Source organism: Erwinia aeris (assembly GCF_041224955.1).
Lineage (GTDB): Bacteria > Pseudomonadota > Gammaproteobacteria > Enterobacterales > Enterobacteriaceae > Erwinia > Erwinia aeris.
In genome coordinates, this window is the sequence record NZ_JBGFFX010000016.1 from 24,001 (window position 1) to 50,161 (window position 26,161).

30 protein-coding genes are annotated in these 26,161 nt (G+C 56.0%); 9 read left to right on the forward strand and 21 right to left on the reverse strand.

Annotated features, from left to right (window positions below; all coding sequences use genetic code 11):
- Positions 1-148: 148 nt before the first annotated feature.
- Complete coding sequence (locus tag AB6T85_RS20805) at positions 149-811, forward strand: SDR family oxidoreductase (RefSeq protein ID WP_369896571.1); 663 nt, start codon at positions 149-151, stop codon at positions 809-811.
- A gap of 37 nt (positions 812-848) precedes the next feature.
- Here the strand turns inward: AB6T85_RS20805 and recG are convergent, their stop codons facing one another.
- Genes recG through gmk form a run of 5 tightly spaced genes read right to left on the reverse strand, consistent with a single transcriptional unit; the run spans position 849 to position 6,718 of the window.
- A complete protein-coding gene (recG, locus tag AB6T85_RS20810; protein WP_253456961.1) occupies positions 849-2,930 on the reverse strand; it encodes an ATP-dependent DNA helicase RecG in 2,082 nt (693 codons plus the stop codon).
- Entirely contained in the window at positions 2,927-3,625 is a 699-nt protein-coding gene (gene trmH / locus AB6T85_RS20815) for a tRNA (guanosine(18)-2'-O)-methyltransferase TrmH (RefSeq protein WP_301253383.1), read from the reverse strand. Before trmH ends, recG begins: the two co-directional genes overlap by 4 nt.
- 3 nt (positions 3,626-3,628) lie before the next feature.
- Positions 3,629-5,743: a bifunctional GTP diphosphokinase/guanosine-3',5'-bis pyrophosphate 3'-pyrophosphohydrolase gene (gene spoT, locus AB6T85_RS20820; protein WP_125290632.1), complete on the reverse strand. Its 2,115-nt coding sequence runs from the start codon at positions 5,741-5,743 to the stop codon at positions 3,629-3,631.
- A gap of 22 nt (positions 5,744-5,765) precedes the next feature.
- Positions 5,766-6,041 carry a DNA-directed RNA polymerase subunit omega gene (gene rpoZ, locus AB6T85_RS20825; RefSeq protein ID WP_016191359.1) on the reverse strand — a complete coding sequence of 92 codons (276 nt, stop codon included), beginning with the start codon at positions 6,039-6,041 and terminating at the stop codon, positions 5,766-5,768.
- 53 nt (positions 6,042-6,094) lie between these two features.
- Positions 6,095-6,718 carry a guanylate kinase gene (gene gmk, locus AB6T85_RS20830; RefSeq protein WP_125290631.1) on the reverse strand — a complete coding sequence of 208 codons (624 nt, stop codon included), beginning with the start codon at positions 6,716-6,718 and terminating at the stop codon, positions 6,095-6,097.
- A 251-nt stretch (positions 6,719-6,969) separates the two neighbouring features.
- Here gmk and ligB point away from each other — a divergent pair, with 251 nt between their 5' ends.
- Positions 6,970-8,634, forward strand: a complete 1,665-nt coding sequence (gene ligB, locus AB6T85_RS20835) for an NAD-dependent DNA ligase LigB (RefSeq protein WP_369896572.1) — start codon at positions 6,970-6,972, stop codon at positions 8,632-8,634.
- Positions 8,635-8,639: 5 nt separating this feature from the next.
- On the opposite strand, the gene AB6T85_RS20840 is transcribed toward ligB, so the two are convergent.
- On the reverse strand, positions 8,640-9,257 hold the full coding sequence (locus AB6T85_RS20840) for a trimeric intracellular cation channel family protein (protein WP_253456972.1): 618 nt from the start codon (positions 9,255-9,257) through the stop codon (positions 8,640-8,642).
- Between the two features lie 262 nt (positions 9,258-9,519).
- Here AB6T85_RS20840 and AB6T85_RS20845 point away from each other — a divergent pair, with 262 nt between their 5' ends.
- Positions 9,520-9,921, forward strand: coding sequence for a hypothetical protein (locus tag AB6T85_RS20845; protein WP_369896573.1), 402 nt, complete (start codon positions 9,520-9,522; stop codon positions 9,919-9,921).
- Positions 9,922-9,968: 47 nt separating this feature from the next.
- Here the strand turns inward: AB6T85_RS20845 and AB6T85_RS20850 are convergent, their stop codons facing one another.
- The 6 genes from AB6T85_RS20850 to AB6T85_RS20875 form a co-directional block, all read right to left on the reverse strand.
- Positions 9,969-10,301: a zinc ribbon domain-containing protein YjdM gene (locus AB6T85_RS20850; RefSeq protein ID WP_253456977.1), complete on the reverse strand. Its 333-nt coding sequence runs from the start codon at positions 10,299-10,301 to the stop codon at positions 9,969-9,971.
- Positions 10,302-10,606: 305 nt separating this feature from the next.
- Entirely contained in the window at positions 10,607-11,071 is a 465-nt protein-coding gene (locus tag AB6T85_RS20855) for a DUF943 family protein (protein ID WP_253456980.1), read from the reverse strand.
- A complete protein-coding gene (locus tag AB6T85_RS20860) occupies positions 11,055-11,909 on the reverse strand; it encodes a YPO3983 family protein (RefSeq protein WP_369896574.1) in 855 nt (284 codons plus the stop codon). Before AB6T85_RS20860 ends, AB6T85_RS20855 begins: the two co-directional genes overlap by 17 nt.
- 246 nt (positions 11,910-12,155) lie before the next feature.
- Positions 12,156-12,422, reverse strand: a complete 267-nt coding sequence (locus AB6T85_RS20865) for a DUF943 family protein (protein ID WP_367399468.1) — start codon at positions 12,420-12,422, stop codon at positions 12,156-12,158.
- A gap of 16 nt (positions 12,423-12,438) precedes the next feature.
- A complete protein-coding gene (locus AB6T85_RS20870) occupies positions 12,439-12,600 on the reverse strand; it encodes a hypothetical protein (protein ID WP_369896575.1) in 162 nt (53 codons plus the stop codon).
- A gap of 165 nt (positions 12,601-12,765) precedes the next feature.
- The gene (locus AB6T85_RS20875) at positions 12,766-13,629 is read right to left on the reverse strand and encodes a YicC/YloC family endoribonuclease (RefSeq protein WP_301253389.1); all 864 of its coding nucleotides are present in this window, start codon (positions 13,627-13,629) and stop codon (positions 12,766-12,768) included.
- A gap of 221 nt (positions 13,630-13,850) precedes the next feature.
- On the opposite strand from AB6T85_RS20875, the gene rph reads away from it, so the two are divergent.
- Positions 13,851-14,567 (forward strand): ribonuclease PH, encoded by a 717-nt coding sequence (gene rph / locus AB6T85_RS20880; protein ID WP_125290623.1) that lies wholly within the window; start codon positions 13,851-13,853, stop codon positions 14,565-14,567.
- 51 nt (positions 14,568-14,618) lie between these two features.
- On the forward strand, positions 14,619-15,260 hold the full coding sequence (gene pyrE / locus AB6T85_RS20885) for an orotate phosphoribosyltransferase (protein WP_253456988.1): 642 nt from the start codon (positions 14,619-14,621) through the stop codon (positions 15,258-15,260).
- A gap of 144 nt (positions 15,261-15,404) precedes the next feature.
- Here the strand turns inward: pyrE and slmA are convergent, their stop codons facing one another.
- The 3 genes from slmA to coaBC form a co-directional block, all read right to left on the reverse strand.
- Complete coding sequence (slmA, locus tag AB6T85_RS20890; RefSeq protein ID WP_253456991.1) at positions 15,405-16,001, reverse strand: nucleoid occlusion factor SlmA; 597 nt, start codon at positions 15,999-16,001, stop codon at positions 15,405-15,407.
- A 107-nt stretch (positions 16,002-16,108) separates the two neighbouring features.
- Positions 16,109-16,567, reverse strand: a complete 459-nt coding sequence (gene dut / locus AB6T85_RS20895; protein ID WP_253456994.1) for a dUTP diphosphatase — start codon at positions 16,565-16,567, stop codon at positions 16,109-16,111.
- Positions 16,545-17,756, reverse strand: a complete 1,212-nt coding sequence (gene coaBC, locus AB6T85_RS20900; RefSeq protein WP_369896576.1) for a bifunctional phosphopantothenoylcysteine decarboxylase/phosphopantothenate--cysteine ligase CoaBC — start codon at positions 17,754-17,756, stop codon at positions 16,545-16,547. Before coaBC ends, dut begins: the two co-directional genes overlap by 23 nt.
- Before the next feature lie 184 nt (positions 17,757-17,940).
- Between coaBC and radC the strand changes: the two genes are divergently transcribed.
- The 4 genes from radC to mutM all read left to right on the forward strand — a co-directional run bounded on the left by radC (position 17,941) and on the right by mutM (position 20,237).
- Positions 17,941-18,609 carry a RadC family protein gene (gene radC / locus AB6T85_RS20905; RefSeq protein WP_253456999.1) on the forward strand — a complete coding sequence of 223 codons (669 nt, stop codon included), beginning with the start codon at positions 17,941-17,943 and terminating at the stop codon, positions 18,607-18,609.
- Positions 18,610-18,891: 282 nt separating this feature from the next.
- Complete coding sequence (gene rpmB, locus AB6T85_RS20910; RefSeq protein ID WP_004154798.1) at positions 18,892-19,128, forward strand: 50S ribosomal protein L28; 237 nt, start codon at positions 18,892-18,894, stop codon at positions 19,126-19,128.
- A 16-nt stretch (positions 19,129-19,144) separates the two neighbouring features.
- Positions 19,145-19,312 (forward strand): 50S ribosomal protein L33, encoded by a 168-nt coding sequence (rpmG, locus tag AB6T85_RS20915; RefSeq protein ID WP_001051798.1) that lies wholly within the window; start codon positions 19,145-19,147, stop codon positions 19,310-19,312.
- 115 nt (positions 19,313-19,427) lie between these two features.
- Positions 19,428-20,237 carry a bifunctional DNA-formamidopyrimidine glycosylase/DNA-(apurinic or apyrimidinic site) lyase gene (gene mutM, locus AB6T85_RS20920; RefSeq protein WP_369896577.1) on the forward strand — a complete coding sequence of 270 codons (810 nt, stop codon included), beginning with the start codon at positions 19,428-19,430 and terminating at the stop codon, positions 20,235-20,237.
- Here the strand turns inward: mutM and coaD are convergent, their stop codons facing one another.
- From coaD to AB6T85_RS20950, 6 genes are all read right to left on the reverse strand, one after another.
- The gene (gene coaD, locus AB6T85_RS20925) at positions 20,238-20,720 is read right to left on the reverse strand and encodes a pantetheine-phosphate adenylyltransferase (protein ID WP_301730982.1); all 483 of its coding nucleotides are present in this window, start codon (positions 20,718-20,720) and stop codon (positions 20,238-20,240) included.
- A complete protein-coding gene (locus AB6T85_RS20930) occupies positions 20,717-21,505 on the reverse strand; it encodes a glycosyltransferase family 2 protein (protein WP_253457005.1) in 789 nt (262 codons plus the stop codon). Before AB6T85_RS20930 ends, coaD begins: the two co-directional genes overlap by 4 nt.
- Positions 21,506-22,780, reverse strand: a complete 1,275-nt coding sequence (gene waaA, locus AB6T85_RS20935; protein WP_253457007.1) for a lipid IV(A) 3-deoxy-D-manno-octulosonic acid transferase — start codon at positions 22,778-22,780, stop codon at positions 21,506-21,508. It abuts the gene before it with no gap.
- Between the two features lie 103 nt (positions 22,781-22,883).
- Positions 22,884-24,017: a glycosyltransferase family 4 protein gene (locus AB6T85_RS20940; RefSeq protein WP_369896578.1), complete on the reverse strand. Its 1,134-nt coding sequence runs from the start codon at positions 24,015-24,017 to the stop codon at positions 22,884-22,886.
- A complete protein-coding gene (gene rfaQ, locus AB6T85_RS20945) occupies positions 24,010-25,083 on the reverse strand; it encodes a putative lipopolysaccharide heptosyltransferase III (protein WP_301731003.1) in 1,074 nt (357 codons plus the stop codon). Before rfaQ ends, AB6T85_RS20940 begins: the two co-directional genes overlap by 8 nt.
- 76 nt (positions 25,084-25,159) lie before the next feature.
- Positions 25,160-26,161, reverse strand: coding sequence for a glycosyltransferase (locus tag AB6T85_RS20950; protein ID WP_369896579.1), 1,002 nt, complete (start codon positions 26,159-26,161; stop codon positions 25,160-25,162).

Genomic DNA, 26,161 nt, shown 5'->3' on the forward strand with positions numbered 1-26,161 from the left:
CGTGGCGAACAAAGTGGCGATTTTAAGCTTCTCCACGGCAAAAGCAAACGATTGCCAACAGCATCGGCTAAACGCCGGACGGCAAAGCGAACCACAATTCACTAAGCTTAATCATCGCGCCTGCGGGCCAGAAAAAAGGAAGCATACAATGAACGTATTTATTATTGGCGCAACGGGCGGCGTGGGGCGACGTCTCAGAAAACGGCTGGTCAATGCGGGCCATCAGGTAACGGGGCTGCATCGCCGGGACAGTCAAAAAGAGGCGCTGGAAGCCGATGGTGTAAAACCGGTCAATATCGACCTGATGAACACCAGTAGCGAAAGGCTGGCGGCGGCGATGCAGGGCTGCGATGCCGTGGTGTTCTCCGCAGGCGCAGCAGGCGCTGGCGTAGATTTCACCGACGGCATTGACGGCCGTGGCGCGCGCTTCGCTGCCGAGGCCGCCAGGCTGGCCGGTATTCAGCGTTTTCTGCTGGTTTCCGCTTTTCCGGATGCCGGAAGGGGCAAGGCGCCTTCGCCGGGCTTTGAGCACTATATGCAGGTAAAAAAGCAGGCCGACGTGATGCTTTCCGCCACCTCACTGGACTGGGTGATCCTGCGGCCCGGCACGCTGGTTAACGAAGCGGGCACGGGAAAAGTCAACGCCGGGTTGGCCATCCCTTACGGCACCATCCCGCGCGATGATGTGGCCGCTGTGCTGCATTCGCTGATTGAGCAGCCAGAGGTGAAAAGGGTGATTATTGAGTTAACCGGCGGCGAGCAGCCCGTTAACGAGGCGGTCGCCGCGATGGCTGCCTTTAGCGGCCGGTAGCCGCAGAGCAGGAGAAAAGACAGCAGGCTGCCGGGGGTCAGGCGTTGGTATAGCGCTCGGTTTCCGGCATCCAGCGTTCAATCAGCGCCTGCGCCTGTTCAGGATAGTGCTGATGAATATGGCGGGCGACGCGCTGCACTTCCGGGATCATCGCGCCATCGCGTACCAGATCGGCTACCTTGAATTCGGCGTTGCCCGTCTGGCGCGTGCCCAGCAGTTCGCCAGGACCGCGGATTTCCAGATCGCATTGCGCAATCACAAAGCCGTCGTTGCTGTCGCGCAGAACCTGTAAGCGTTTCTGCGCGGTTTTGCTCAGCGGCGCTTTATAAAGCAGCACACAGTGGGAGGCAACCGAGCCGCGACCAACGCGGCCCCGCAGCTGGTGCAGCTGCGCCAGGCCCAGCCTTTCCGGGTTTTCAATGATCATCAGGCTGGCATTAGGCACATCCACGCCAACTTCAATGACCGTGGTAGCGACCAGCAGGTCAATCTCGCCCTGTTTAAACGCCTGCATCACCGCCTGCTTCTCGGTGGGTTTCATCCTGCCATGCACTAGTCCAACGTGCAGCTCTGGCAGCGCCAGCTTCAGCTCTTCCCAGGTGGCTTCGGCGGCCTGGGCTTCCAGCTGTTCCGACTCTTCAATCAGCGTACAGACCCAGTAGGCCTGGCGACCTTCGCCGCTACAGGCGTTCTGCACGCGGGTAATAATATCGGCGCGCCGCGTATCGGGAATGGCGACGGTAGTGACCGGTGTACGGCCCGGCGGCAGCTCGTCAATGGTGGAGGTTTCCAGATCCGCATAGGCGGTCATCGCCAGCGTACGCGGGATCGGTGTCGCGGTCATAATCAGCTGATGAGGATGAAAACCCTGCTCCTGGCCTTTCTCCCACAGCGCCAGCCGCTGGTGGACGCCAAAGCGGTGCTGCTCGTCAATAATCACCAGCGCCAGGCCGTTAAACTGCACCTGTTCCTGGAAAATGGCGTGGGTGCCGACAATCATCGATACCTGGCCGCTGGCGATGGCATCCTGCTGCGCCAGGCGCGCCTTGCCTTTCTGCTTGCCAGCCAGCCAGCCAACTTCAATCCCCAACGGTGCAAACCACTGGCGGAAGTTATTGGCGTGCTGTTCGGCCAGCAGCTCGGTTGGCGCCATCAGCGCCACCTGTTTGCCCCAGGCGATAACGTTCAGGGCAGTCAGCGCGGCCACCAGCGTTTTGCCCGATCCTACGTCACCCTGCACCAGGCGCATCATGGGATAGCTTTGTGCCAGATCCTGCTCTATTTCCTGCACGACGCGCGCCTGGGCGTTAGTCGGCTTAAACGGCAAGGCAGCCAGCAGCCTGTCGCTCAGCGCATGGCGAGCCGGCATAGCTAAAGCACGATAGCGCTGCGCGCCGGCGCGCACGGCCAGCATACTGAGATTGTGCGCCAGCAGCTCTTCCATAATCAGGCGTCGCTGGGCAGGATGCCTGCCGTTTTCCAGATCCACCAGCGCCATGTCGGGCGGCGGCCTGTGCAGCATCCGCAGCGCATCCGGCAGGCTGATCATGCCCTGGCTCAGCTCCTGCGGCAGAAGTTCGGCGACAGGACAGGTATCCAGCAACTTCAGCGCCTGATCGGTCAAGTTGCGCAGCGTCGCCTGGCGGATCCCTTCGGTCGTGGAGTAGACCGGCGTCAGCGTTTCCTGTAGCTCCACCACGCTGTTATCGCCCTGAACGCGATACTCAGGATGGATGATTTCGGCCCCGCGCTGGCCGCGCTTTATTTCGCCATAGGCGGTTACGCGCCGGCCGGGCGCCAGGCTGTTTTTCATGCCGGCGTTAAAGTTGAAAAAGCGCAGCGTCAGGATGCCGGTGCCGTCGCTGATTTGACAGGTCAGCATGCGGCGGCGGCCAAAGGAGATATCGCTTTGCAGCACTTCGCCCTCTACCGTGGCGTAGATGTTAGGCAGGAGGTCGTTAATAGCGTAAAGCTGGGTGCGGTCTTCGTAACGAAGCGGCAGATGCAGCAGCAGATCCTGCACGGTGGTCAGCCCGAGCTTCGCCAGTTTGCCAGCCTGGCTGGCACCAACGCCGGCAAGCGTGCTGAGCGGGATGGCGTCCATCAGGCGGCCCGTCATTTTTTACGTACCGATGCCTGCATGGTGGCCCACCAGTCGGGATCGGCAATCACCTCGCCCGTCTCGCTAATTTGCGGATAAGGTAAGCCTTTATGTTTGGCGACCCTGGCCAGAACGGGATAGCCGCCTTCAAACAGCAGGCGCTGCTGTTCGCTGTAGGAAAGCAGGCTCTCCTGACGCTGATACATGCCTGCGTTCTGGCGCTGGCGCTGCGCTTCATAGAGGATCAGTGCCGAAGCCACGGAAACGTTCAGCGACTGCACCATGCCGACCATCGGAATAACGATCTCCTGGTCAGCCAGTTCAAGCGCCTGTTGGGTGATACCGGTTTTTTCCTGACCCATCAACACGCAGGTCGGGCGGGTGTAATCGATTTCGCGGAAATCTACTGCTTTATCAGAAAGATGCGTAGCCAGGATCTGCATTCCCTGGCCTTTAAGATGCGTGACCGCATCGGCAATAGTGGGATGCGTTTTTACCTGCACCCAGCTGTTGCTTCCGGCGGCGGCAGAGGCCATGGTACGCATCCGGCTGCCCGGCCAGACCGCATGGACTTCATGCACGCCAACCGCATCCGCCGTGCGGATCACCGCAGAGACGTTATGCGGTTTGTGCACCAGCTCCATGCAGACGGTTAAATCGTGCTGGCGGGCAGCCAGCATTTCACGGATACGGGCAAAACGTTGAGCATTCATGCGCTAGTTTCGGTTGCGGTGAACTTTGATCACGTCAGGCATTACGCGGATTTTGCGCATAATATTCGCCAGATGAACGCGATCGCGTGCCGTCAGACGGATAAAGGCGCTGTAAACCCGGCCATCTTTCTCTTCCGTGTTCAGGCTCTGGATATTTGATCCGGCGGTGTTGATGGCCGCCGTCAGGTTTGCCAGCGCGCCCTGGTGGTTAAACATATCCACCTTGATCTCCGCCACGAACTCCTGCTCGGTAACCTTATCCCACTCTACCGCCATAAACTTCTCTGGCTCTTTCTGGTAGCCGCGAATATTACGGCAGGATTCGTGGTGCACTACCAGGCCTTTGCCGGGGCTGACATGCGCCACGATAGGATCGCCGGGAATAGGGCGGCAGCACTTGGCAAAGGTGATCAGCACGCCGTCGGCGCCTTTGATTGGCAGCTTGCCGCGCGATGGCGTACTGGAAACCACCGGTGCAGGCTGGTCGCTCTGCTGCAGGTTTTTCGCCACGACCACGCTCATGGCGTTGCCCAGGCCAATCTCTGCCAGCAGATCGTCCAGCGTCGCCAGCTTCATGCGTTCCAGCTCGTGCTGAATGCTCTCCGGCGAAATCTCGGCCAGCTTGCGGCTGCCGCCCAGCGCATGATTCAGCAGACGACGGCCAAGGCTGACCGAGTCGTCGCGCTTGAGGTTTTTCAACAGCTGACGGATTTTGGCGCGCGCTTTGGAGCTGACCACGAAGTTCAGCCAGGCGGCGTTAGGCCGTGCGCCCGGTGCCGTAATGATTTCAACGGTCTGACCGCTGGTCAGCGGCTGGGAAAGCGGGTAGGGCTGGCGATCGACACGCGCGCCCACGCAGGCATGACCGATATCGGTGTGCACCGCATAGGCGAAGTCAACCGGCGTCGCGCCCGCAGGCAGTTCGACGATGCGGCCTTCCGGCGTGAAAACGTAAATCTCGTCCGGGAAAAGATCCGATTTTACGCTTTCGATAAATTCAAAGGAGCTGCCCGCGCTCTGCTGCAGCTCCAGCAGGCTTTGCAACCAACGCTGGGCGCGGATTTGCGCGGTGGTACTGCTTTCGCCCTGCTCTTTATAGGCCCAGTGCGCCGCGACGCCCATCTCTGCCATCTGATCCATATCTTCCGTACGGATCTGCACTTCAACCGGTACGCCATGCGGGCCGATCATCGAAGTGTGCAACGACTGATAGCCGTTGGCCTTGGGGATAGCGATGTAGTCTTTCACCCGGCCCGGACGAGGCTTATAGAGGCTGTGCATCTGGCCCAGCACCCGGTAACAGGTGTCCACGTCGTGAACGATGACCCTGAAGGCATAGATATCCATAATGGAATGGAAGCGCTGCTCTTTCAGGTGCATTTTGCAGTAGATGGAATAGAGGTGTTTTTCCCTGCCGCTGACGCGACACGGAATGCCGGCTTCCTGCAGACGACCGTCAATTTCCGCAAGGATTTTCTGGATCATCTCTTTGCGGTTGCCGCGCGCCGCTTTCACTACCTCTTTGATAACGCGGTAGCGGTTGGGATAGAGCGCCTCGAAACCCAGCTCTTCCAGCTCGGTTTTCAGGTGATGAATACCCAGGCGATGCGCCAGCGGACTGTAGATCTCCAGTGTTTCCAGCGCGATACGTCGACGCTTATCCGGACGCAGCGATCCCAGCGTGCGCATGTTGTGCGTGCGGTCAGCCAGCTTGATCAGAATGACGCGGATATCCTGCACCATCGCCATGATCATTTTGCGAAAGTTTTCGGCCTGCGCCTCTTTCTTATCGCGAAATTTCAGCTTGTCTAGCTTGGAAACCCCTTCCACCAGTTCAGCCACGTTTTTACCGAACAGCTGTTCCATATCCTGATAGGTGGCGGGAGTATCCTCGATGACATCATGCAGAAGCGCGGCCATGAGCGTTTCATGGTCGAGCTTCATCTCCGCCAGAATACAGGCGACAGCAACCGGATGGGTAATATAAGGCTCACCGCTGGAGCGAGTCTGTCCCTCGTGAGCATCACGTGCGACAAGGTAAGCTTGCTTGAGGCGCTTTATCTGGTCCTCAGGCAAGTATTTTTCAATCAGTTGATTGAGACTTTCAAACAGATACAAGGGCGAGCCTTCCGGCTGATGATTAACGACGACCTTCAGCGATAGCGGTAACAGCCTGCAGTTCTGCGGCTTCCTGCTCCTGCTGTTCCTGACGATCACGGACATCCAGAATCTGGTTGGTGATCAGACCTTCTTCGATCTCGCGCAGCGCGATAACGGTAGACTTGTCGTTTTCTTCCGGAACCAGCGGATCTTTACCGCCAACCTGCATCTGGCGAGCGCGACGAGCGGCGACCAGAACCAGGTCAAAACGGTTACCAATTTTTTCTACTGCGTCCTGTACGGTTACGCGTGCCATAAGTGTGATACTCCACGGTTGACGAAATGACTGGGCATCATACTGAGTTGTCCTCAGTCTGCCAACAGTTTGCTGATTAAAGCATCATGACGGGATTTTTGACGGCCCATTCGCAGACGCTCGGCGCGAATAATGGTTTTCAGATCGGACAGCGCCAGATCGAAATCATCATTCACAATAAGGTAGTCGTACTCCGCATAGTGGCTCATTTCCGCGACGGCCTGCGCCATACGCCGGGCAATGACCTCTTCGCTGTCCTGACCGCGACCGCGCAGGCGGCGATCCAGCTCGTCTTTTGACGGCGGTAAAACAAAAATGCTGCGTGCCTGCGGCATTTTCTGACGGATTTGCTGCGCGCCCTGCCAGTCAATATCTAAAAAGACATCCACGCCGGTTGAGAGCACCTGCTCAATCGCCCTGCGTGACGTGCCGTAATAGTTGCCGAAGACTTCGGCGTGCTCCAGAAAGGCATCTTCTTCGATCATACGACGAAATTCGTCATGGTTTACAAAATAATAGTGTTCGCCGTGATTTTCACCCGGACGCACGCCCCTGGTGGTATGGGAGATGGACACCTGAGTGTCATACAGCGGTTGCGTCTTTAGCAGCGCGTTAATCAGGCTGGATTTACCCGCGCCGCTTGGTGCTGAAACAATAAAAAGTGTGCCTTGAGCCATGATGATTTCTTGCTATGCCAGTCGGAGTTTACTTCCTGCACAGTATACACGGGTGAAGGCCAGGATGCAGCGTTTCGGCTGTTCTGCCGCGTTTTTTCTCTAAAACTGGAAGATGGCTCGCGGTACTGATGACAGGTTTCATGCTAGGGAAAAAACTTTTCGATACGTTTTCCATAAGCGAACTTACGCTATCGCCATGTTCTGATTTTGCCGATTTAATAAGCGAAGCAGAGCAACAAGGGAGTGTGGAGATGCGAAGCATAGTAATAATGTTCGGGCTGGGAGGGTGCGCCATTGCACAGGCTTTTTGCCCCGTCTGGTCGCCCGCCCGGGCAGAACTGGAGATGACGGCGCTGGAAAAACAGCTGAGCGACTGGGATCGGGCCTACTATGAGCAGGGCATCAGCCTGGTAGAGGATGAACGCTATGATGCCTTAGAGAAAACGTATCACGACTGGCAGCGCTGCTTCCGGCCCGAAAGCGAGTCTCGTTCGCCGGCGCTGGCGAAAAGCGGCAAGGTACGGCATCCGGTAGCGCATGTTGGCGTCAAAAAGCTGCCGGACAGGCGGGCGGTGGTGCGCTGGATGGTGGGAAAGCAACCGCTGTGGGTGCAGCCAAAACTGGACGGCATTGCCGTGACGCTCTGGTACCGGCATGGGAAACTTGTGCGGGTAATCAGTCGCGGCGACGGGCTGCGAGGAGAAGACTGGACGGAAAAAGCACGCCATATACCCGCTATTCCGCAGCAGATAACGCTGGATGACGATCCCCTGGTTTTGCAGGGCGAACTTTATCTGAAGATGATCGATCACCAGCAGGCCAGCCAGGGCGGCGTTAATGCCCGCGCCGTCGTGGCTGGCGCAATGCGGCGTAATGAGAGCTCGCCGCTATTGGCACAGCTGGGCATGTTTATCTGGGCGTGGCCGGACGGCCCGGAAAAAATGCCGCAGCGCTTACAGCAGTTAAGCAAGGCGGGCTTCAGCATTATGGAAGCCTGGAGCAAGCCTGTTGCCAACGCTGATGAAGTCGCCGACTGGCGCGAACGTTGGTTTCATCAGCCTCTGCCCTTTGTTACGGATGGCGTGGTGATCCACGGTACGCCAGTAAAGGGCGCTTACTGGCTACCCGGCGATAATACCTGGTCAGCAGCCTGGAAATATACGCCGCTGAAAGTGAGCGCAGAGGTTCGCTCAGTCGATTTTCCTATCGGGCGGACGGGAAAAACAGGCGCGGTACTAAATCTGTTACCCGTACAGCTGGATGATAAAAAAGTCAGCCGGGTCAATATTGGCTCGCTTAAACGCTGGCAGGCGCTGGATATCGTGCCGGGCGACAGGGTCGCCATTAGCCTGGCGGGTCAGGGCATTCCCAGGCTTGACGAGGTCATCTGGCGGGTACAAAAACGGGGCAGGCCGCCCGTACCGGATGCTGATGCTTTTCATGCTCTGAGCTGTTTTGACTATACGCCTGCCTGTCGCGAGCAGTTTCTGGCCCGCCTTGTCTGGGCAAGCGGCACACAGGCGCTGGCGATGACCGGCGTCAGCCGCAGCAGCTGGCAGCGCCTGATGCAGGCCGGGCAGCTGACCCATCTCTTTTCCTGGCTTGCGCTGACTCAGGAAGATCTGCGGAAAATTGCTGACCTCACGCCCGCCCGCGCAGACTGGCTTTACCACCAATTCTCGCTAAGCCGACGGCAGCCCTTCAGGCGCTGGGTAAAAGCCCTGGGCGTTCCTGTACCGGAAGGTGCTCTGAACGCTATTGAAGATAACGACTGGTCAACGCTACTGGCCCGACGGGAAGAGGCATGGCAGCAGCTACCAGGCATAGGTAAAACGCTGGCCGGGCAAATCGTGCGTTTTCTGCATCACCCTCAGGTGCAGCAGCTGATTGCTTATGCAGACGAGGCAAGGCGATGAACCTTTTAGTGATCGGCATGAGGATAGTTAAATACCGGCAGCCCCAGCCGGAAGCGCAACGCCAGCAGGCGCGCCAGAAAGCCAAACAGCAGCGTAATGATGATGGCCAATTCTTCGGATACCGGCGTTTTCAACAGCAGGATATAGAGCCAGCCGGAAGCAAAAGCGATACCGGCATAAAGCTCCTTCTGGAAAACCAGCGGGATACGGTTGCAGAACATATCGCGCAGCACGCCGCCGAAGACGCCGGTAATCACCGCACTAATAGCCGCAATAATCGAGGCATGGCCCATATCCAGCGCCACTTTGGTGCCGATGATAGAGAAAACGGCCAGGCCCAGCGCGTCCAGCACCAGGAAGACCTTGCGCAAATGCGGCATCAGCGGCGCCAGCTGGGTGGTAATAACGGCAGCCATCGCCACAATGATGATGTATTCGGGGTGTTTTACCCAGCCAAGCGGGTAGTGCCCAAGCAGCATATCGCGCACGGATCCGCCGCCAATGGCGGTAACGGAAGCGATAATAATTACGCCAAACATATCCATTTTACGGCGGCCAGCCGCCAGCGCGCCGGTCATGGCCTCTGCGGTGATCCCAATCAGATAAAAAACAGTAAGTAGCATAACCCGCTCCTGAGCAATCGGCGGCAAGCCTGCAGGATCCCAGACAGGTTGACGAGTGAATTTTTCTAAAAGCCGTTAAGTAAATGAGTTTACCTAATCTGAAAATAAAGTAACCGTGCGCGTCTCCAGGACAACGTTTTATTTTGTTTAAGTTTTTTTGAATCCGCTATTCAGCAATAGGCTTAGCTACCTGACATAGCATGATTAAAAAACTGCACGGCTGGATCCTGAAGTCGGGCAGGCTACCACAAGGACGAGAAAAATGATGGCAGGTGAAATTTTCCGACTGTTGGCAAAAGGGATCCATCCGGAAACAGGCGAGCTGTTGCCGCCAGCTTCTGTTGTGCATACACCCGATGCTATAAGGCTGTTGTTTGCTCTGGCTGAAGAGTTCAGCGGTGTGAATTTCAGTGCTGTAAAACGGCAAGAAAAAGTGAAGCTGACGCCAGAAGAGCGTCGGGAAAAGAATCGAGCGGAAGGGCGGCCTGGCAATGCTTATCTTCCCTGGTCTGAAGAGCAAAAACAGGAATTGATAGCGCTTTTCCGGCAGGGCCATTCCGTCAGCGAGCTGGCTGGCCTGTGTGAGCGTTCGCTGCGTTCAATCGCCATGCAGTTAGAAAAGCAGGCGCTTATCACGGCAGAACAAGCTGCGGCCTTTAGCTGAAGACTGGGCAGCCTGTACGCCGATCGTTGCCGCAGGTTAAAACCGGATCAGTTTTTCTTTACGAATTCTGATTTCAGCTTCATCGGGCCAAAGCCGTCAATTTTACAGTCGATATTATGATCGCCTTCCACCAGGCGAATGCTTTTTACCCTGGTGCCGATCTTAAGAGGCGTCGAGCTGCCTTTGACCTTGAGGTCTTTGATAACTGTCACGCTGTCGCCGTCAGCCAGCAGATTGCCGTTGGCATCTTTAACTACCAGCGCCTCTGTGGCTTCTGTGTTGCCAGACCAGACGTGGCCGCATTCGGGACAGTTAAACAGGTCGCCATCCTGCCAGCTGTATTCGGAGTGGCATTCAGGGCAGGGAGGAAGAGTTTGCATAAAAACCTTAAAATTATCCGCAGGAAAAGAAGGGGGATTTTAGCCTGGTGCCGCCTGTAAAACTATTCATCTTTGGTGATATGCGTCAGGCACAGGGTTCATGCACTCACCAGTGATAAAAGTGTACGGCAGACAATAACTGTTTATGCATTGGGTCAATCATCTTACCAACCAGTTGGCTGTACGGCTCATAAAGAGCAAATTTGCGGGATAGCGATCGGGCTCACTCATGTTTTCTTCGCATGGTTGGGGACAATACGGGGGGAGCGGAAGATTTTATTGTTATCTCTACGCGAGGGGGGGGTTTATTCATTTTTGATTTTTACTATCTCCCCACTTTCCTTCATACGATATATTTCATCATTAGTAGTAAAAGAAATTCCCATATTCTTACTGTCGCTAACAGAGAAGACTCTATTTTTTTCTATACAATTTTCAGGCGGTTTCATGTCGTCAAAGCAACGTCTGTCGTACTTCGCCTCTTCTTTGTATCCATCACCAAAATCCCAAAATACTATGGAAAAGAAGCCATCCTTTGCAGGCTTTGGGATGTTATATTTTGCTTTTAATACCTCCTTGTTTTTTAGCCACCAACTTATTTTCCCCCGATCGGTGAAAGGGAAATTTCTTACCAGAACAGAGCTAAACTCTTCGTCTTCATGAACCGCCACAATCTCTACCGAACGTAACGACAACCACAGGAAGAAGCCCAGCAGGGTGCAGCCAATCGTTAATAGCACATAAAGCGTTTTTTTATTTTTTGTTTTCATCGCGCCCTCCGAGGATCTCTACAGTGGCTTCCATGTTGGTGATAAATGGCTTGAAGCCAAAATGATTGTATCGCTGAAGTACGAACCAGATACGGAAGAACTGGAGCTGGTTAAATTTTGTTTTCAGTATATCGTCAGTGTCGAGACCAAAATGATCCTGTACTTTGTAGCGCACCACTGCCCGGAAACGACCATTATCAATATACAGTGATTTTATGGTGATATGCGTAGCCCAGGTATCATGAACGGTAATGCCCATACCATTGTAATTATCCTGGAATCTGTCAAATTTAGGTAGTTTACCATCTAAAATAACCTTCCTCAGCCTGTCTTTTTCCCCTGCGGGATAACATTTTTTTTCCCAATTGATATAAGTATTAAAAGCTTCTTTCAATAACAGACGTGTACTGTTTTCCTGCGAGTTATCCCTGATAATATGCTCCTTTAAAGCCCTGTCCAGCACTACATTCCGGAAAGGAGTACCCTTTTCGTTCTGCATATGGTCGATCATCTTTTCAATCAGATGGCTGTATGGGCCATAAAGGGAAAATGTGCGTGATAGCGATCGGAGCTCATCAAACAGGATAATGGCGCACTGCTGGCGAGTGATTTTCTCACCGGCTCCGCGCAGATTGCAGCAGAACATGGACTGAGGGCGATCCAGTGAGGAACGTCGGGTTAACGTATAAGGATCAACCCGATCGGAAATATAATTCAGCTGGTATTGGGATTTCAGCTCTGCTTCGGAAAGGTCACCACAGCGCATATCGTCGGCGTTGTAGTCGTCCATGCGTTTCCGAGACTTGAAAAAGGTACAGGGGAACTCCAGGGCTGGCATAACTTCGCCTCCTTGCGTGCAATAATCCATAAGTGCGTTCAGATAAAGCCAAATTATACGCCGCTGACGCGGGCTGTATAATATTAGATGCTCGGCAGACAAAAATTAGGAATATGGCCCGATTTTAGCGTCTTTTTCTGCATTGGGTGGCACCAGATGAGGACATCCTAAGGTACGTTCCGTATAGCTGGTGTAAGCCCTGGAAAAAAGGATGATTTTAGTACTGTCTCAACCTGCGAGGACGGACTATTCTTTTTTAAGTTTGATTATTTTACCCTCTTTTTTCATCCGATATTCGCCATCATTTAATATAAATATAGTGCCTCTGTTCCTGCTGGAACTGATTGAAAATACCCTGTCCTTTTCAATACAATTTACAGGCGGGTTCATATCATTAAAGCAAAGCCTGTCATTTTTACCTTCTTCTTTATAACCCTCACCAAATAACCAGAATGTCACATAAAAATGACCATCACTGTCAGGTTCAGGAATGCCATGTTTATCTTTTAACATACCTTTTTTTTAACCATCAGTTAATCTTTCGTTTATCCGTTGGCGGAAAAATGGTGACCAGAACATCACTGAAACCACTACTTCTGTGGTGAACGGCTATGATCTCCATGGAGCGCCCCTCAAGCCGTTCTCCTGCCTTAATCCATGCCTGCATCTGAATATCTTTCAGCTTTGCCATAGTGTTGCATTAACATTGAATAGTGCTTTGTACCCAAGCTGGAGCGAGGAAAGTACTTTGGGTACAAAGAAAATGCGCGATGTTATGCAACAGCATGAAAATAATAAAGCCCGCAATTAGCGGGCTTTATTGGTTTTCTGCTACTGAGTGCGACTGTATGCAACTTTACTCAATATTCTGAATCTGTTCACGCATCTGCTCAATCAGCACCTTCAGCTCAATAGCCGAAGTGGTAACCTCTGCATTGATTGATTTAGACGCCAGCGTATTCGATTCGCGGTTAAATTCCTGCATCATAAAGTCGAGGCGGCGGCCCACCGCTTCTTTCTTTTTCAGGATGTTATAGGTTTCTTTAACATGCGCTTCCAGACGATCCAACTCTTCCGCCACGTCCACGCGCTGCGCCAGCATAATCAGTTCCTGCTCAACCCGATTACTGTCCAGCTGAACCTGAGCCTCTTCCAGTTTGGTAACCAGACGTTCGCGCTGCCATTTCAACACGTCCGGCATCTGCGCACGTACTTTAGTCACTTCAGTACTGACGCCTTCCAGCCGTTGTTCAATCAATGATTTTAACGCGGCGCCTTCCGTTTCACGGGCGGCGATAAAGTCGTCCAGAGCGCTGTCCAGCGCGCTCAGCAACTCTGCGGAAATGGCATCCAAATCCTGTTCTTCTGCTGACATGACGCCAGGCCAGCGCAAAATATCGACCGGATTGATTTCGCCCTCGTCGCTCTGCATTTTGACCCAGTTGGCGGCTTTAACCAGCTGGATAGCCAGTTTTTCATTCAGCACCAGAGAGCTCTGCGCGCGCGCGTCTGCGTCAAAACGCAGATTACACTCGATTTTACCGCGGGTCAGTCGGTTGCGAATACGTTCGCGGATCACCGGCTCCAGGCCGCGAAACTGCTCGGGCAGACGAATATAGGTTTCTAAATAGCGCTGGTTTACGGAACGAAGCTCCCAGGCTGCGCTGCCCCATTCGCCTTTGGTTTCACGCCGGGCGTAGGCGGTCATACTGCGGATCATTATGCGTACCCGTTTTCAGAATAAGTTCAGGTGATTATAGCGGTGCCGGCCTTGCCTTAACAGGCATCTGGTCAAACTCTGACAAATCAATGGGATTGAGGCGGCGCTTACTATCGCGCCAGCTGCACAGAAACCGCGTTACCAGCAGGCTGTCATAGGCATTCGGCTGTGAAATCCGTATAATGCGCAGCCAATCACGATTTTCAAGCCGGAGAAAAACCATGCGTCCAGCAGGCCGTAATGCCCATCAGGTGCGTCCCGTCACCCTGACTCGCCACTACACCAAACATGCGGAAGGCTCCGTTCTGGTTGAATTCGGTGAAACCAAAGTCCTTTGCACCGCCACCATTGAGGAAGGCGTGCCGCGCTTTCTGAAAGGACAGGGCCAGGGCTGGGTAACCGCAGAATATGGCATGCTGCCACGCGCTACCCATAGCCGTAACGCTCGCGAAGCGGCCAAAGGCAAGCAGGGCGGCCGCACGCTGGAAATTCAGCGTCTGATTGCCCGTTCCCTGCGAGCAGCGCTGGATCTGAAAGCGCTGGGCGAATTCACCATCACGCTGGACTGCGACGTCCTGCAGGCGGATGGCGGCACGCGTACCGCTTCTATTACCGGCGCCTGCGTAGCGCTGGCAGATGCGCTTAATCATCTGGTCGCTATCGGCAAGCTGAAAGCCAACCCAATGAAGGGGATGGTCGCCGCCGTGTCTGTCGGCATCGTCAACGGCGAAGCGTTATGCGATCTGGAATATGTCGAAGATTCCGCTGCGGAAACCGACATGAACGTAGTCATGACCGAAGATGGTCGCATGATTGAAGTGCAGGGCACGGCAGAAGGCGAGCCGTTCAGCCATGACGAGCTGTTGACGCTGCTGTCGCTGGCTCGCGGCGGTATTGATACGCTGATTCAGGCGCAGAAAGCGGCGCTACAAGACTGATTTCCCCAGGCGACCAGAGAGTCGCCTTTTTTAATGATTGAGGAGCGAGACATGAAAGCCTGGCAGCGCCAATTTATCGAATTTGCTATTAATAAGCAGGTCCTGAAATTTGGAGAGTTCACGCTGAAATCCGGACGTAAAAGCCCCTATTTCTTTAACGCGGGCTTGTTTAACACGGGCCGTGACCTGGCGCTGTTAGGCCGTTTCTATGCGCAGGCGCTGGTGGATTCCGCTATCGATTTCGATCTGGTGTTCGGCCCGGCCTATAAAGGCATTCCTATCGCTACTACCACCGCCGTTGCGCTGGCCGATCACCACGACCGCGATGTGCCTTACTGCTTCAACCGTAAGGAAGCGAAGGACCACGGCGAAGGCGGAACGCTGGTCGGCAGCCCATTACAGGGCCGTATTATGCTGGTAGATGACGTTATTACCGCCGGTACCGCTATTCGCGAATCGATGGAGATCATCTCGGCGAATAAGGCGACCCTGGCCGGCGTGCTGATTTCGCTGGATCGGCAGGAGCGAGGCCGCGGACAGGCGTCGGCTATTCAGGAAGTGGAGCGCGATTACGGCTGCAAGGTTATTGCCATCATCACGCTGAACGATCTGATTAGCTACCTGGAAGAGAAACCGGAGCTGGCCGATCATCTGGCCGCCGTCCGGGCCTACCGCAAAGAGTACGGTATCTGACGAATGCGGGCCGCGAGTTGCGGCCCTTTCATTTCACACCGGCTGGAAGGCCAACTGCGGCCTTCCCGATTCAGATCAGCTGGCAGGCCAACTGTGGCCTTCCCGATTCAGACCGGCTGACAGGCCAACTGCGGCCTTCCCGATTCAGACCAGCTGACAGGCCAGCAGCGGCCAGCGCGTTTCAAATTCCACCGTCGGGCGATAGCGGAAGTCGGAACGCACAAAGCGCGACAGCAAACCCTCACAGAAAGCCAGCAGCTGCGAGGCCAGCAGCGCCTCCTCCGTCTGGAATCCTTCGCCGGTACGCATTTTCTGCTCGCGCAGCACCTGCTTCAGCTGCACCTCAATCCGTTCGAACAGCTGGTTAATTCTGCTTTGCAGGCGGTCCTGCTCGAACATCAACGCATGGCCGGTCAGAATACGTGATAAACCCGGATTACGCTCACCAAAGCCCAGGATCAGCTGGATAATCAGCCGTAAACGCGGCAGCGTCTCTTTTTCATCCTGCAAGATTAGATTGATGCGCGTAATCAGGCTGTCTTCAATAAACTCAATCAGGCTGTCAAACATGCGGGTTTTGCTGGGAAAGTGCCGGTAAAGCGCAGCTTCAGAAACCCCCACGCTTGCCGCCAGTTTGGCGGTAGTGATCCGCTGGCTACCATCGCTGGATTCCAGCATTTGCGCCAGCGCCTGCAGTATTTCTTCGCGACGATTCCTTTTCGCACTTTTTTTCTCTGCCATGTCCTGAAAGACCCCTGAAATATCACCATGTACGGGCAAGCGCCCACGCAACATCCGTGAGCCATCACGCTCACGGTGGAAATAAGGACGGGTACTCTGGTCGGTCGTTACTGACGACCCGAGTGGCCGAAGCCGCCTTCGCCGCGCACGCTGGCGTCGAAGTCATTAACCAGATTGAATTCAGCCTGAACGACCGGTACAAACACCATTTGCGCGATACGCTCGCCTGGCTCAATGCTAAACGTCTCCTGGCTGCGGTTCCAGACGGAAACCATCAGCTGTCCCTGATAATCGGAGTCGATTAGCCCGACCAGGTTGCCCAGCACCACGCCATGCTTATGGCCGAGGCCGGAGCGCGGCAGGATAACGGCCGCCAGCTGCGGGTCGCCAATATGGATAGCCAGGCCGGTCGGTACCAGCGTGGTCGCGCCCGGCGCCAGCTGTACCGCCTCGTCCAGGCAGGCGCGCAGATCGAGACCAGCGGAGCCGGAAGTGGCATAGGCGGGCAGAGGGAAAGTGGTGCCCACGCGCGGGTCTAAAATCTTAACGTCGATTTTTTTCTTCATAACGGCTGACTATCTCGTCCAGTAATTGTTGGCCCAGGAGCTGCTTATCGCCGAGCGGTAAGGCTTTATTCCCTTCCTGCCAGAAAAGATGCAGGGCATTGGTATCGCTGTTGAAACCGTGCCCGGCTTTTGAAACATCGTTGGCGCAAATCAGATCCAGATTCTTCCGAATCCTTTTTTGCCGGGCGTATTCTTCCACATTCCGGGTTTCCGCTGCAAACCCCACCACGTACGGGCGATTTTGCTGCATGGCCGCGACGCCCGCGACGATATCCGGATTCTTAATCATCTTCAGCAGGATTTCGTCGCCCTGCTTTTTGATTTTCTCGCTGGAGACTTCCGCAGCGCGGTAGTCGCCGACGGCAGCGGCCGCGATAAAAATCTGCTGTTCGGCGGCGCTGGCCATCACCGCCTGCTGCATTTCCAGCGCGCTTATCACGTCGATACGTTTGACGCCCGGCGGCGTGGCTAAGGCGACCGGCCCGGCGACCAGCGTCACGTTAGCGCCCCGTTTTGCGGCGGCGGCAGCCACGGCGAAGCCCATTTTACCCGAGCTGTGGTTGCTAATGAACCGGACTGGATCAAGCGATTCGCGGGTTGGGCCAGCGGTTACCATCACATTAAGGTGCGCTAAATCGTGCTGCGGCGTCGCCCAGCGGACGGCTTCGTCCACGATAGTCAGCGGATCTAACATACGGCCCGGCCCGACGTCGCCGCAGGCCTGGCTGCCGCTGTCCGGCCCCCAAATCATCAGGCCGCGCGCCTGCAAAACCTGAAGATTATGCTGCGTGGCGGCGGCACGATACATCTGCTGGTTCATGGCGGGAACGACGGCAACAGGCGCCGCCGTCGCCAGGCAAATCGTGGTAACCAAATCGTTAGCCATGCCTGCGGCGACGCGAGCGATAAGATCGGCCGTGGCGGGTGCCAGGATCACCAGATCAGCCCATTTTCCCAGTTCGATATGCCCCATCGCCGCTTCCGCCGCCGGATCGAGCAGGTCGTCGCTGACCGGATGACCCGATACGGCCTGTAGACTCAGCGGCGTGATAAATGCTTTGGCTGCGGCAGTCAGCACGACGCGCACTTCCGCCCCGCGATCGCGCAGGCGTCTTACCAGCTCAGGCGCCTTGTAGGCAGCGATACCGCCGCTTACGCCCAGCACAATACGTTTACCGGTTAATGTCATAGTTTCTGCTCCATTGAGCCAGCAGGGCGCCCGCGCGCCGGAATTCCGCCATTTTATCATAATCCCTGCCTGCTGACTTTTAGCACAACGACCGTACTGTAAAGCAGCCCGGCAGACGGAAAAATGCATGGAAAACTACTGTATATAATGCCATGATTTAGCCAGCTACGGAAGGAGAAAGCGGATGAAGAAGCCATGGAAAAAAATGCCACCGCGCGAAAAGCTGGTGGCAGGCGGGGCCGGCACGTTAACGGATACGGAACTGCTGGCGATTTTTTTACGTACCGGCGCGCGCGGTGTCCACGTAATGACGCTGGCGCAACAGCTGCTGGAGGAGTTCGGTTCGCTGCACCGGCTGATGACGGCGGACAAAGACGCGTTTTTACGGGTGAAAGGCGTAGGCGTGGCGAAGTATGCCCAGCTGAATGCCATTGCCGAACTGGGCAGGCGTTTTTTCACCTGTGCGGATTCGGTAAAACAGGCCATGCAAAGCCCGGGCGATATGGTGAATTTCCTGCACAGCAAGCTGGCGCATCGTGAACGGGAAATATTTATGGTGGTTTTTTTTGATAATCAGCATCGGGTCATTCACACCAGTGAAATGTTTGCGGGCACGATAGCCAGCGTAGAGGTGCATCCGCGTGAAATCGTGCGTGAAGCGCTGAAGCAAAACGCGGCGGCGATTATCCTGGCGCATAACCATCCCTCGGGCATTTCGGCGCCCAGCATGGCAGATCGCGATGTGACTCAACAGGTTAACGACTGCTGCAAGCTGTTTAACATCCGCGTGCTTGACCATATTGTTATCGGTCAGGGCGAATATGTTTCCTTTGCGGAAAAAGGCTGGCTGTAATGCGGAAAAAAGCGGCAAACCGTGTTTTTTCCCACGTAGCGGCGGTGCTTTTTCCGTTCAAATGCGGCAATTTTGCGCGATCCAAAGGGATCTTTATCTGTTCGGGACTTGAGCACCAGCGTTGCAGGGCGTATACTACGCCACCTTTGAGAATCTCGGGTTTGGCATTTGGGCCTGCTCAGCGGGTTCACATAGAACTCGCCTGGATGGGCTAAGAGCCTGACGAGGCGGCCAAGACCTTATTTTTAAAGCTCGAGCTTATTTGATTTTTGGAGAATTGACATGTCACGAGTCTGCCAGGTAACTGGAAAGCGTCCGGTGACGGGTAACAACCGTTCCCACGCAATGAACGCGACGAAACGCCGTTTCCTGCCGAACCTGCACTCTCACCGTTTCTGGGTTGAGAGCGAAAAGCGCTTCGTTACACTGCGCGTATCTGCCAAAGGCATGCGCGTAATTGATAAAAAGGGTATTGAGACGGTTCTGGCCGATCTGCGTACCCGCGGTGAGAAGTACTAAGGTAAGGAACTGAAACATGGCTAAAGGTATTCGTGAGAAGATCAAGCTGGTTTCTTCTGCTGGTACAGGTCACTTCTATACCACCACGAAGAACAAGCGTACTAAGCCGGAAAAACTGGAACTGAAGAAATTCGATCCTGTTGTCCGCCAGCACGTGATCTACAAAGAAGCTAAAATCAAGTAATTGACTTTAGCGACTGAAAAACCCTGCCTCGGCGGGGTTTTTTCTTTTGTGCGCCTGAAAACATTTGCACGTCTGAAAACATCTGTACGCCTGAAAACATCTGCGGGAGGTTTGTATGCCGGAATTACCAGAGGTTGAAACCAGCCGACGCGGTATCGAACCGCACCTTGTCGGCGCCACCATTCTGCACGCCGTGGTGCGCAACGGCCGGTTGCGCTGGCCGGTCTCGCATGAAATCCACAGCCTCAGCGACCAGCCGGTACTCAGCGTACAGCGCCGCGCCAAATATCTGCTGTTGGAGCTGCCTGAAGGCTGGATCATCATCCATCTTGGCATGTCCGGCAGTCTACGCGTGTTGTCAGAAGAAGCACCGCCGGCGAAGCATGACCATGTGGATTTGGTGATGAGCAACGGCAAAGTGCTGCGCTATACCGATCCTCGCCGCTTTGGCGCCTGGCTGTGGAGCAGCGATCTGGCCGCCAGTAACGTACTGGCCCATCTTGGCCCGGAGCCGCTGAGTGAAGCTTTTAACGCGGATTACCTGTTTGAGAAGTCGCGCAGCAGGCGTACGCCGGTCAAGCCCTGGCTGATGGACAACAAGCTGGTGGTGGGCGTTGGCAACATTTACGCCAGCGAATCGCTGTTTGCCGCCGGGATCCATCCCGATCGACCGGCAATGGCGTTGACCAGAGAAGAAGTGGTTCTGCTGACGGAAACGATCAAGGCCGTGCTGCTGCGATCGATTGAGCAGGGCGGCACCACGCTGCGTGATTTCCTGCAGTCGGACGGTAAACCGGGCTATTTCGCGCAGCAGCTACAGGTCTATGGCCGTGCTGGCGAACCCTGCCGCGTTTGCGCTACGCCGATTGTAGGCGCCAAACACGCGCAGCGCAGCACCTTCTATTGCCCGACCTGTCAGCAATAATCAGGCGGAGAGCTTTGCCAGCAGCGCGCTGTGCACCGACGGCGGCAGGAAAGCGCTGACGTCGCCGTGATGGCGCGCCACCTCTTTGACCAGCGTGGAAGAGATAAACGAATATTTTTCTGAAGGCATCAGAAACACGCTTTCCAGCTCCGCCAGCAGGTGCCGATTCATATGCGCCAGCTGCATTTCGTATTCAAAATCGGACACCGCCCGCAGGCCGCGTACCAGGACGTTGGCCTGCTGATCCCGCGCGAAGTTCGCCATCAGATCGCTGAATCCTACCACTTCCACATTCGGCAAGTGTGCGACCACCTGTTGCGCCAGCACCACGCGTTCATCCAGCGAGAACATCGGCTTTTTACTGGGGCTGGCGGCAATAGCCAGGACGATATGGTCAAACATTAACGCGGCGCGCGTGACGATATCCAGATGACCGTTGGTCATGGGATCGAAAGTGCCGGGATAGATCGCTTTTGTGCTCATAGGCCGCCTTTGCCGGAAGCGTGGGAAGAGTGGTTCAGCGCCCAGAGCGCCGTGTATTTATTGAAGGTGTACTGCGCGTTAACCACGGCAAGCAGCCAGCCCTGTTTGCCATCCAGAAAACCGGCGCGCAGCACCAGCGTTTTCAGGAAGGCGCCCAGCGTATGGGCGAAAATTGAAAACAGGCCGCACTTTTTCCCCTGGTGGTGACGCTGCTTCGCCCAGGCTTCGGCATAGGCGAACTGCTTCCACTGAAACGCAGAGAAATCGCGGCAGGTCAGATGCAGCAGATCGCCCTTCAGCGCCACCACCTGCGCCCCTCTGGCTTCCAGCGATTCATGCACCTGATGATCGTTATAGCCGTATTCACGTGGATAGAGACGAGTCACGCGGTCAGGATACCAGCCGCTATGGCGCATAAAACGCCCCAGAAACAGATTGCGGCGGCCCAGGCTATAAACCGTGGCTGGCGCGGCAGGCTGTTGCAGCACGGATTCGATAGCGGCGCGCAGCTGCGGCGTCACGCGCTCGTCGCTGTCGATCATCAAAATCATCGGATGCGTGGCATAGCTTTGCGCCAGCTGGCGCTGTTTGCCGTAGCCGTGCCATTCGCGGGAGTGAAACACTTTGGCGCCGTGGCGGGCGGCGATTTGCGGCGTGCCGTCGCTGCTGCCGGAGTCCAGCAGCACAATCTCGTCGGCCCAGTTCACGGACTCCAGACATTCCGGCAGCAGCTCGGCTGCGTCTTTAGCGATCAGCACGACCGACAGAAGCTGACGTGAAGGCATTTAGTGATTCCGCTGTGGCAGATAGGGTTCAAGTAACTGTAGCAGACGCTGTAGCGCGCCCTGATTCTGGTGCAGTACCTCTACCGCATGGCGGCCGTAGTAAAGACGATAGTCTTCGTCGGTCAGCAGCGTGCCGATCTCTTTATCCAGCGAGTCGGCATCGGTTACGGCGATCAGGCCGTCCGCCTGCTGAAGTTTTGCACAGATATCTTTGAAGTTAAACGTATGCGGCCCCATCAGCACGGGGATAGCATGTGCGGCGGCCTCGAGCGGATTATGCCCGCCGCGCTCCACCAGGCTGCCGCCGACGAAAGCCAGATCGGCGATGCCGTAGAGCAGCATCAGTTCGCCCATCGTATCGCCAATCACCACCTGGGTGCCGCTGGAAGGGATCTCGCCGCTGCTGCGTAGCGTGTAGCTGAAGCCGGCCTTTTGCGTCATGTCGCGAGCCGTGTCGAAACGTTCCGGATGGCGCGGTACCAGGATGAGCAGCAAAGAAGGAAAACGCGCCAGGAGCTTGCGGTGCGCTTCCAGAATAATGCTTTCCTCGCCTTCGTGCGTGCTGGTGGCTATCCATACCGGACGACGCGGCGCCCACTGCCGACGCAGCGTGACCGCGCGGGCGGCCAGCTCGGGCGTTACGGAAATATCGAACTTCAGGCTGCCGGTCACCGCCAGCTGGGAACGCTTCAGGCCAAGCGCCACAAAGCGTTCGCCGTCTTCCTCGTTCTGCGCCGCGATCAGCGTGATCTTTTGCAGCAGACGCTGCATAAATTTACCGAGCTTGCCGTACCCTTTCGCCGAACGCTCCGACAGGCGGGCGTTCGCGATGACCAGCGGGATTTTTCGGGCGTGAAGCTGCGCGATCATATTCGGCCACAGCTCGGTTTCCATAATGATGACCAGCCGCGGGCTGACATTATCCAGAAAACGGTTCATCGAGCCGGGCAGATCGTAAGGCAGATAGACGTGATGAACATCTTTACCGAAGGCGGAAGCCGCCCGTTCCGAACCGGTCGGCGTCATGGTCGTCACGGTAATCGGCATCGTGGGATAACGGTGGCGCAGCGCCCTGACCAGCGGCACGGCGGCCAGCGTCTCGCCGACAGAAACGGAGTGCAGCAGTATACCGTCCGGCTTGACCTTGCCTTTACAGTAGCCGTAGCGTTCGGCCCAGCGCTTCCGGTAGGCGGGCGCTTTTCTGCCGCGTAACCAGAGCCGGAGCCAAATCAGCGGCTGAATAAGATAGAGCAGGACGGAATAAATTGTTGTCATCACAGTGTTTACGAATTACGGAGTGACTCGCGTCAGAAAGTGCCGGAAAAGAGAAACATTACCGCATGTTAGCAGATAAGTCGCGCATGCTCACACCTTCTTCTCAGGCCTGTCGCAACACTTGTTGATATAGCGCATGAAGCTGCCCTGCCAGGCGCTGCGGCGAGCAGGGGAGAACGCGCTCCCGGGCCGCATCGCCCATGCGCGCATCAACGCTTCTGAGCGGGATGGCCTGCGCGGCGGCGCTCAGTGCCACAATATCCAGCGCGTCGCAAACGTAGCCCTGCTCGCCGTTAACGATAAACTCTGCGCCGCCGCAGGTGTCGCTGGTGATGACCGGCAGACCGCAGGCCATCGCTTCCAGGATCACGTTAGGGAAAGGATCGTAAAGCGTGGGCAGGATCAGCGCGTCGGCCGCATGGTAATAAGGGATCACGTTGTGCTGCACGCCGACAAAGTGGACGCGTTTTTCGCAGCCCAGCGCGCGAGCGTGGCTAAGATAGCGGGCCTGCTGTTTATCCTGACCCACCACCAGCAGGTGCGCTTCGGTAGCGGCCAGGGCGCTGATGGAGGCCCTTAATCCTTTGCGCTCGAAACCGGAACCGACGTAAATAAACACTTTGGCTTCGGCAGGCAGACGCAACGACGCGCGCGACTGCTGGCGCTCGGCCGGCGTGGCAGGCTGAAAGCGCTGCGCGTCAATCGCGTTGTAGATCACCGCGAACTTCTCTTCCGGCACCTGAAAGCAGCGCATGATGTCGTTTTTTACCATCAGCGAATTACAGATGATTTTTTTCAGCGCAGGTGAGCGGAACATCTCTTCTTCCGCCGCCATCACATAGCGATGATAAGGGCTTAAATCGGCCAGCAGCTTTTGCACGGGCGAAACGATGCGCGCTCTTTGTGCCAGCCAGACGCGATGCACGCCGTCGCCGGCGCGAAAAATATCACAGCCCGCAATGCGCTCGTGGCTTTGTACGATATCAAACTTCTCTCGCTGCCAGCATGCACGCGCCGCCAGCGCAAAGCCGCGCTCGCGCGAGATGCGTCCCCATTTTTTCGGGTTACAGATATGCAGGTGCCATTCCGGTTTCGGCTCGCCCTGCCAGCTGCGGGTGATGATGTTCAGATCCAGACTGTCATCGTCCAGCGCCTCCAGCGCCCGCGAAATAAACCGCTCCGCGCCGCCGTCCGGGCGATATTTTTGCCGCACTATAGCCAGTCGTACTTTACTCATCCAGATAGTTCCTTGCGGCTTTGACCACGTCATCAAGTGGGATGGCAGAAAGATAACGGGTCTCGGTCCTGGTATTAATGCTGTCCGGCGAAGGGAGAGGCGCATAGTCGCCGGCCCAGATCACCTGATTATTGTCGCCCCAGGGACGCCACTGCTTAAGCTTGGTCGGGCCAAACAGCGCGATGCACGGCGTATCCAGCGCGGCGGCCATATGCATCGGCGCGGAATCGACGCCGATAAACAGGCGGGCATGATCGATCAGCGAAGCCAGCTGCGGCAGCGACAGCTTTCCGGCCAGCGAAATCGCTTTGCCGGGACACAGCGAGAGAATATGGTCGATCATCGCCAGCTCTTTTTTGTCCGGCGCGGCGGTCAGCACGATATCGATCTGCTCAGAGGCCAGCGCGGCGATCAGCCCGGCCACTTTGTCATCTTCCCAGCATTTAAAAATCCAGCGCGAGGTAGGCTGGATAACGATATAGGGACGCGTAACCTTGCTTTGCGCCAGCACGGTTTGCGTATGTGACCAGTCGCTTTCGCTGTAGTGCATCGCTGCCGGGAAACCGGAAAAGGGAATATTCAGCGGCTGTAGCGCGGCCAGGTTTTGCTCAACGGTATGCAGCTGGCTGTGGTTGCTGGTGGACACGAGGTGCGTATGCGCCCGTTGCCAGAAGGCGTTGCGACGCTTGTTGTAAGCGAACCCAATCCGAACCGGCGCGCCGGAAAGGGCGGTGATAATCGCGCTGCGCCACTGATCGGCCAGGTTGATGACCAGATCGTAGCCTTCCTGGCGGATCGCCTTAAGCAGCGCGGCTTCATGGCGCAAATGCGCCAGCGTTCCCTCGTTTTTCCATTTGCGATCGATAAAGCGCAGCTGACGAATATGCGGATGCGCCTGCAGCATCGGCAGCGTCTCTTTATAGAGCAGCACGTCGACGGCGGCCTGCGGATAGCGCTGGCGCAGCGCCTCAATAACCGGCGTGGTAAGCAGCATATCGCCATGGTGACGCAGCTTGATCAGCAAAATCTTTCGCGGCGCAAAGGAGGCGGGAATCGACGAAGAAATGGCCATACTCATGGGATCTCAAAATAAAGTGGACCGATTGTAAGGGAAAGCTCGTGCAGGAAAAAGGCGCCGCGCATTACGAACGACGCCAGCGGTAAATCCGGATCAGCCAGAGCAACAGCTGATACCACTGTTTAACGCCGCGCGCGTTGCGCAGCATCCTTCCCGGCGTTTTGCTGGCGAGCAGATCCGCTATCATCACCTGCCGTGCTTCAGCATCAGGTTCACGCCGTAAAGCGTGGCAAACGGTCAGCGCCTCTTTGGTTACCTGACGATAAATTGCCGGACCAATTTTAACTTTATCGCGATAGCGCAGGTTGATCTCATCCAGCATCCGGGCGATTTTCAGATAATGCCGTTGATACTCGACGTTTGCCATACCGCTGCGTTTGCGGTTGCTGATGGACTGGTCGTGAACGTAATACCGGTACAAAACCTTATCGGTGTAGCGAACGCGGCGAGCGTTCAGCATGAGTTCGGTCGTCCACGGGATATCCTGATGGTGCAGGCCGGGTTCAAACTGTAGGTGCAGCTGGTCGATTAGCGAACGGCGATAGATACCCAGCCACACGACGTGCAGATAGCGGTTGGACGCCAGCGCCTTGTTCAGCCATTCTGCGCCGCTCAGCACCGGCGTAGCCTGTAGACGGTCGGCAGGGATAAGCGTTTTTGCCCGGCCCGATCCCCAAAAAACGCGCTCGGCGTTACACTGCGCCACATCCAGATCGTCCTGTTCCGCCATGGCGATCAGCGTGCTGTACATCTCTGGCGAAAGCGTATCGTCGGCGTCGGGGAAAGTGACATATTTGCCGCGCGCTATCGCCAGCCCGGCGTTGCGGGCGCGGGAAACGCCGCCGTTAGCCTGGTCGATCACGGTGATATGGTCATATTCGCTGGCGTAGCGGTGCGCCAGCTGCGCCGAAGCATCCGTCGAGCCGTCATTGACGATGATGATTTCCAGCGAGGCCAGCGTTTGCGCCAGCATAGAGTCGATAAAAGCCTGAAAGCTGGTTCCGGCGTTATACATCGGGACGATCGCGCTCAGCAAAGGCGCTGAGGAGGTATCTTGCGGTTTCAT

Bases quoted from the DNA above. Each gene is read 5' to 3' on its own strand.
- AB6T85_RS20805 (WP_369896571.1), top strand. From the start codon at position 149: ATGAACGTATTTATTATTGGCGCAACGGGCGGCGTGGGGCGACGTCTC.
- recG (WP_253456961.1), bottom strand. From the start codon at position 2,930: ATGACGGGCCGCCTGATGGACGCCATCCCGCTCAGCACGCTTGCCGGC.
- trmH (WP_301253383.1), bottom strand. From the start codon at position 3,625: ATGAATGCTCAACGTTTTGCCCGTATCCGTGAAATGCTGGCTGCCCGC.
- rpoZ (WP_016191359.1), bottom strand. From the start codon at position 6,041: ATGGCACGCGTAACCGTACAGGACGCAGTAGAAAAAATTGGTAACCGT.
- gmk (WP_125290631.1), bottom strand. From the start codon at position 6,718: ATGGCTCAAGGCACACTTTTTATTGTTTCAGCACCAAGCGGCGCGGGT.
- ligB (WP_369896572.1), top strand. From the start codon at position 6,970: ATGCGAAGCATAGTAATAATGTTCGGGCTGGGAGGGTGCGCCATTGCA.
- AB6T85_RS20840 (WP_253456972.1), bottom strand. From the start codon at position 9,257: ATGCTACTTACTGTTTTTTATCTGATTGGGATCACCGCAGAGGCCATG.
- AB6T85_RS20845 (WP_369896573.1), top strand. From the start codon at position 9,520: ATGATGGCAGGTGAAATTTTCCGACTGTTGGCAAAAGGGATCCATCCG.
- AB6T85_RS20850 (WP_253456977.1), bottom strand. From the start codon at position 10,301: ATGCAAACTCTTCCTCCCTGCCCTGAATGCCACTCCGAATACAGCTGG.
- AB6T85_RS20855 (WP_253456980.1), bottom strand. From the start codon at position 11,071: ATGAAAACAAAAAATAAAAAAACGCTTTATGTGCTATTAACGATTGGC.
- AB6T85_RS20860 (WP_369896574.1), bottom strand. From the start codon at position 11,909: ATGCCAGCCCTGGAGTTCCCCTGTACCTTTTTCAAGTCTCGGAAACGC.
- AB6T85_RS20865 (WP_367399468.1), bottom strand. From the start codon at position 12,422: ATGTTAAAAGATAAACATGGCATTCCTGAACCTGACAGTGATGGTCAT.
- AB6T85_RS20870 (WP_369896575.1), bottom strand. From the start codon at position 12,600: ATGGCAAAGCTGAAAGATATTCAGATGCAGGCATGGATTAAGGCAGGA.
- AB6T85_RS20875 (WP_301253389.1), bottom strand. From the start codon at position 13,629: ATGATCCGCAGTATGACCGCCTACGCCCGGCGTGAAACCAAAGGCGAA.
- rph (WP_125290623.1), top strand. From the start codon at position 13,851: ATGCGTCCAGCAGGCCGTAATGCCCATCAGGTGCGTCCCGTCACCCTG.
- pyrE (WP_253456988.1), top strand. From the start codon at position 14,619: ATGAAAGCCTGGCAGCGCCAATTTATCGAATTTGCTATTAATAAGCAG.
- slmA (WP_253456991.1), bottom strand. From the start codon at position 16,001: ATGGCAGAGAAAAAAAGTGCGAAAAGGAATCGTCGCGAAGAAATACTG.
- dut (WP_253456994.1), bottom strand. From the start codon at position 16,567: ATGAAGAAAAAAATCGACGTTAAGATTTTAGACCCGCGCGTGGGCACC.
- coaBC (WP_369896576.1), bottom strand. From the start codon at position 17,756: ATGACATTAACCGGTAAACGTATTGTGCTGGGCGTAAGCGGCGGTATC.
- radC (WP_253456999.1), top strand. From the start codon at position 17,941: ATGAAGAAGCCATGGAAAAAAATGCCACCGCGCGAAAAGCTGGTGGCA.
- rpmB (WP_004154798.1), top strand. From the start codon at position 18,892: ATGTCACGAGTCTGCCAGGTAACTGGAAAGCGTCCGGTGACGGGTAAC.
- rpmG (WP_001051798.1), top strand. From the start codon at position 19,145: ATGGCTAAAGGTATTCGTGAGAAGATCAAGCTGGTTTCTTCTGCTGGT.
- mutM (WP_369896577.1), top strand. From the start codon at position 19,428: ATGCCGGAATTACCAGAGGTTGAAACCAGCCGACGCGGTATCGAACCG.
- coaD (WP_301730982.1), bottom strand. From the start codon at position 20,720: ATGAGCACAAAAGCGATCTATCCCGGCACTTTCGATCCCATGACCAAC.
- AB6T85_RS20930 (WP_253457005.1), bottom strand. From the start codon at position 21,505: ATGCCTTCACGTCAGCTTCTGTCGGTCGTGCTGATCGCTAAAGACGCA.
- waaA (WP_253457007.1), bottom strand. From the start codon at position 22,780: ATGACAACAATTTATTCCGTCCTGCTCTATCTTATTCAGCCGCTGATT.
- AB6T85_RS20940 (WP_369896578.1), bottom strand. From the start codon at position 24,017: ATGAGTAAAGTACGACTGGCTATAGTGCGGCAAAAATATCGCCCGGAC.
- AB6T85_RS20950 (WP_369896579.1), bottom strand. From the start codon at position 26,161: ATGAAACCGCAAGATACCTCCTCAGCGCCTTTGCTGAGCGCGATCGTC.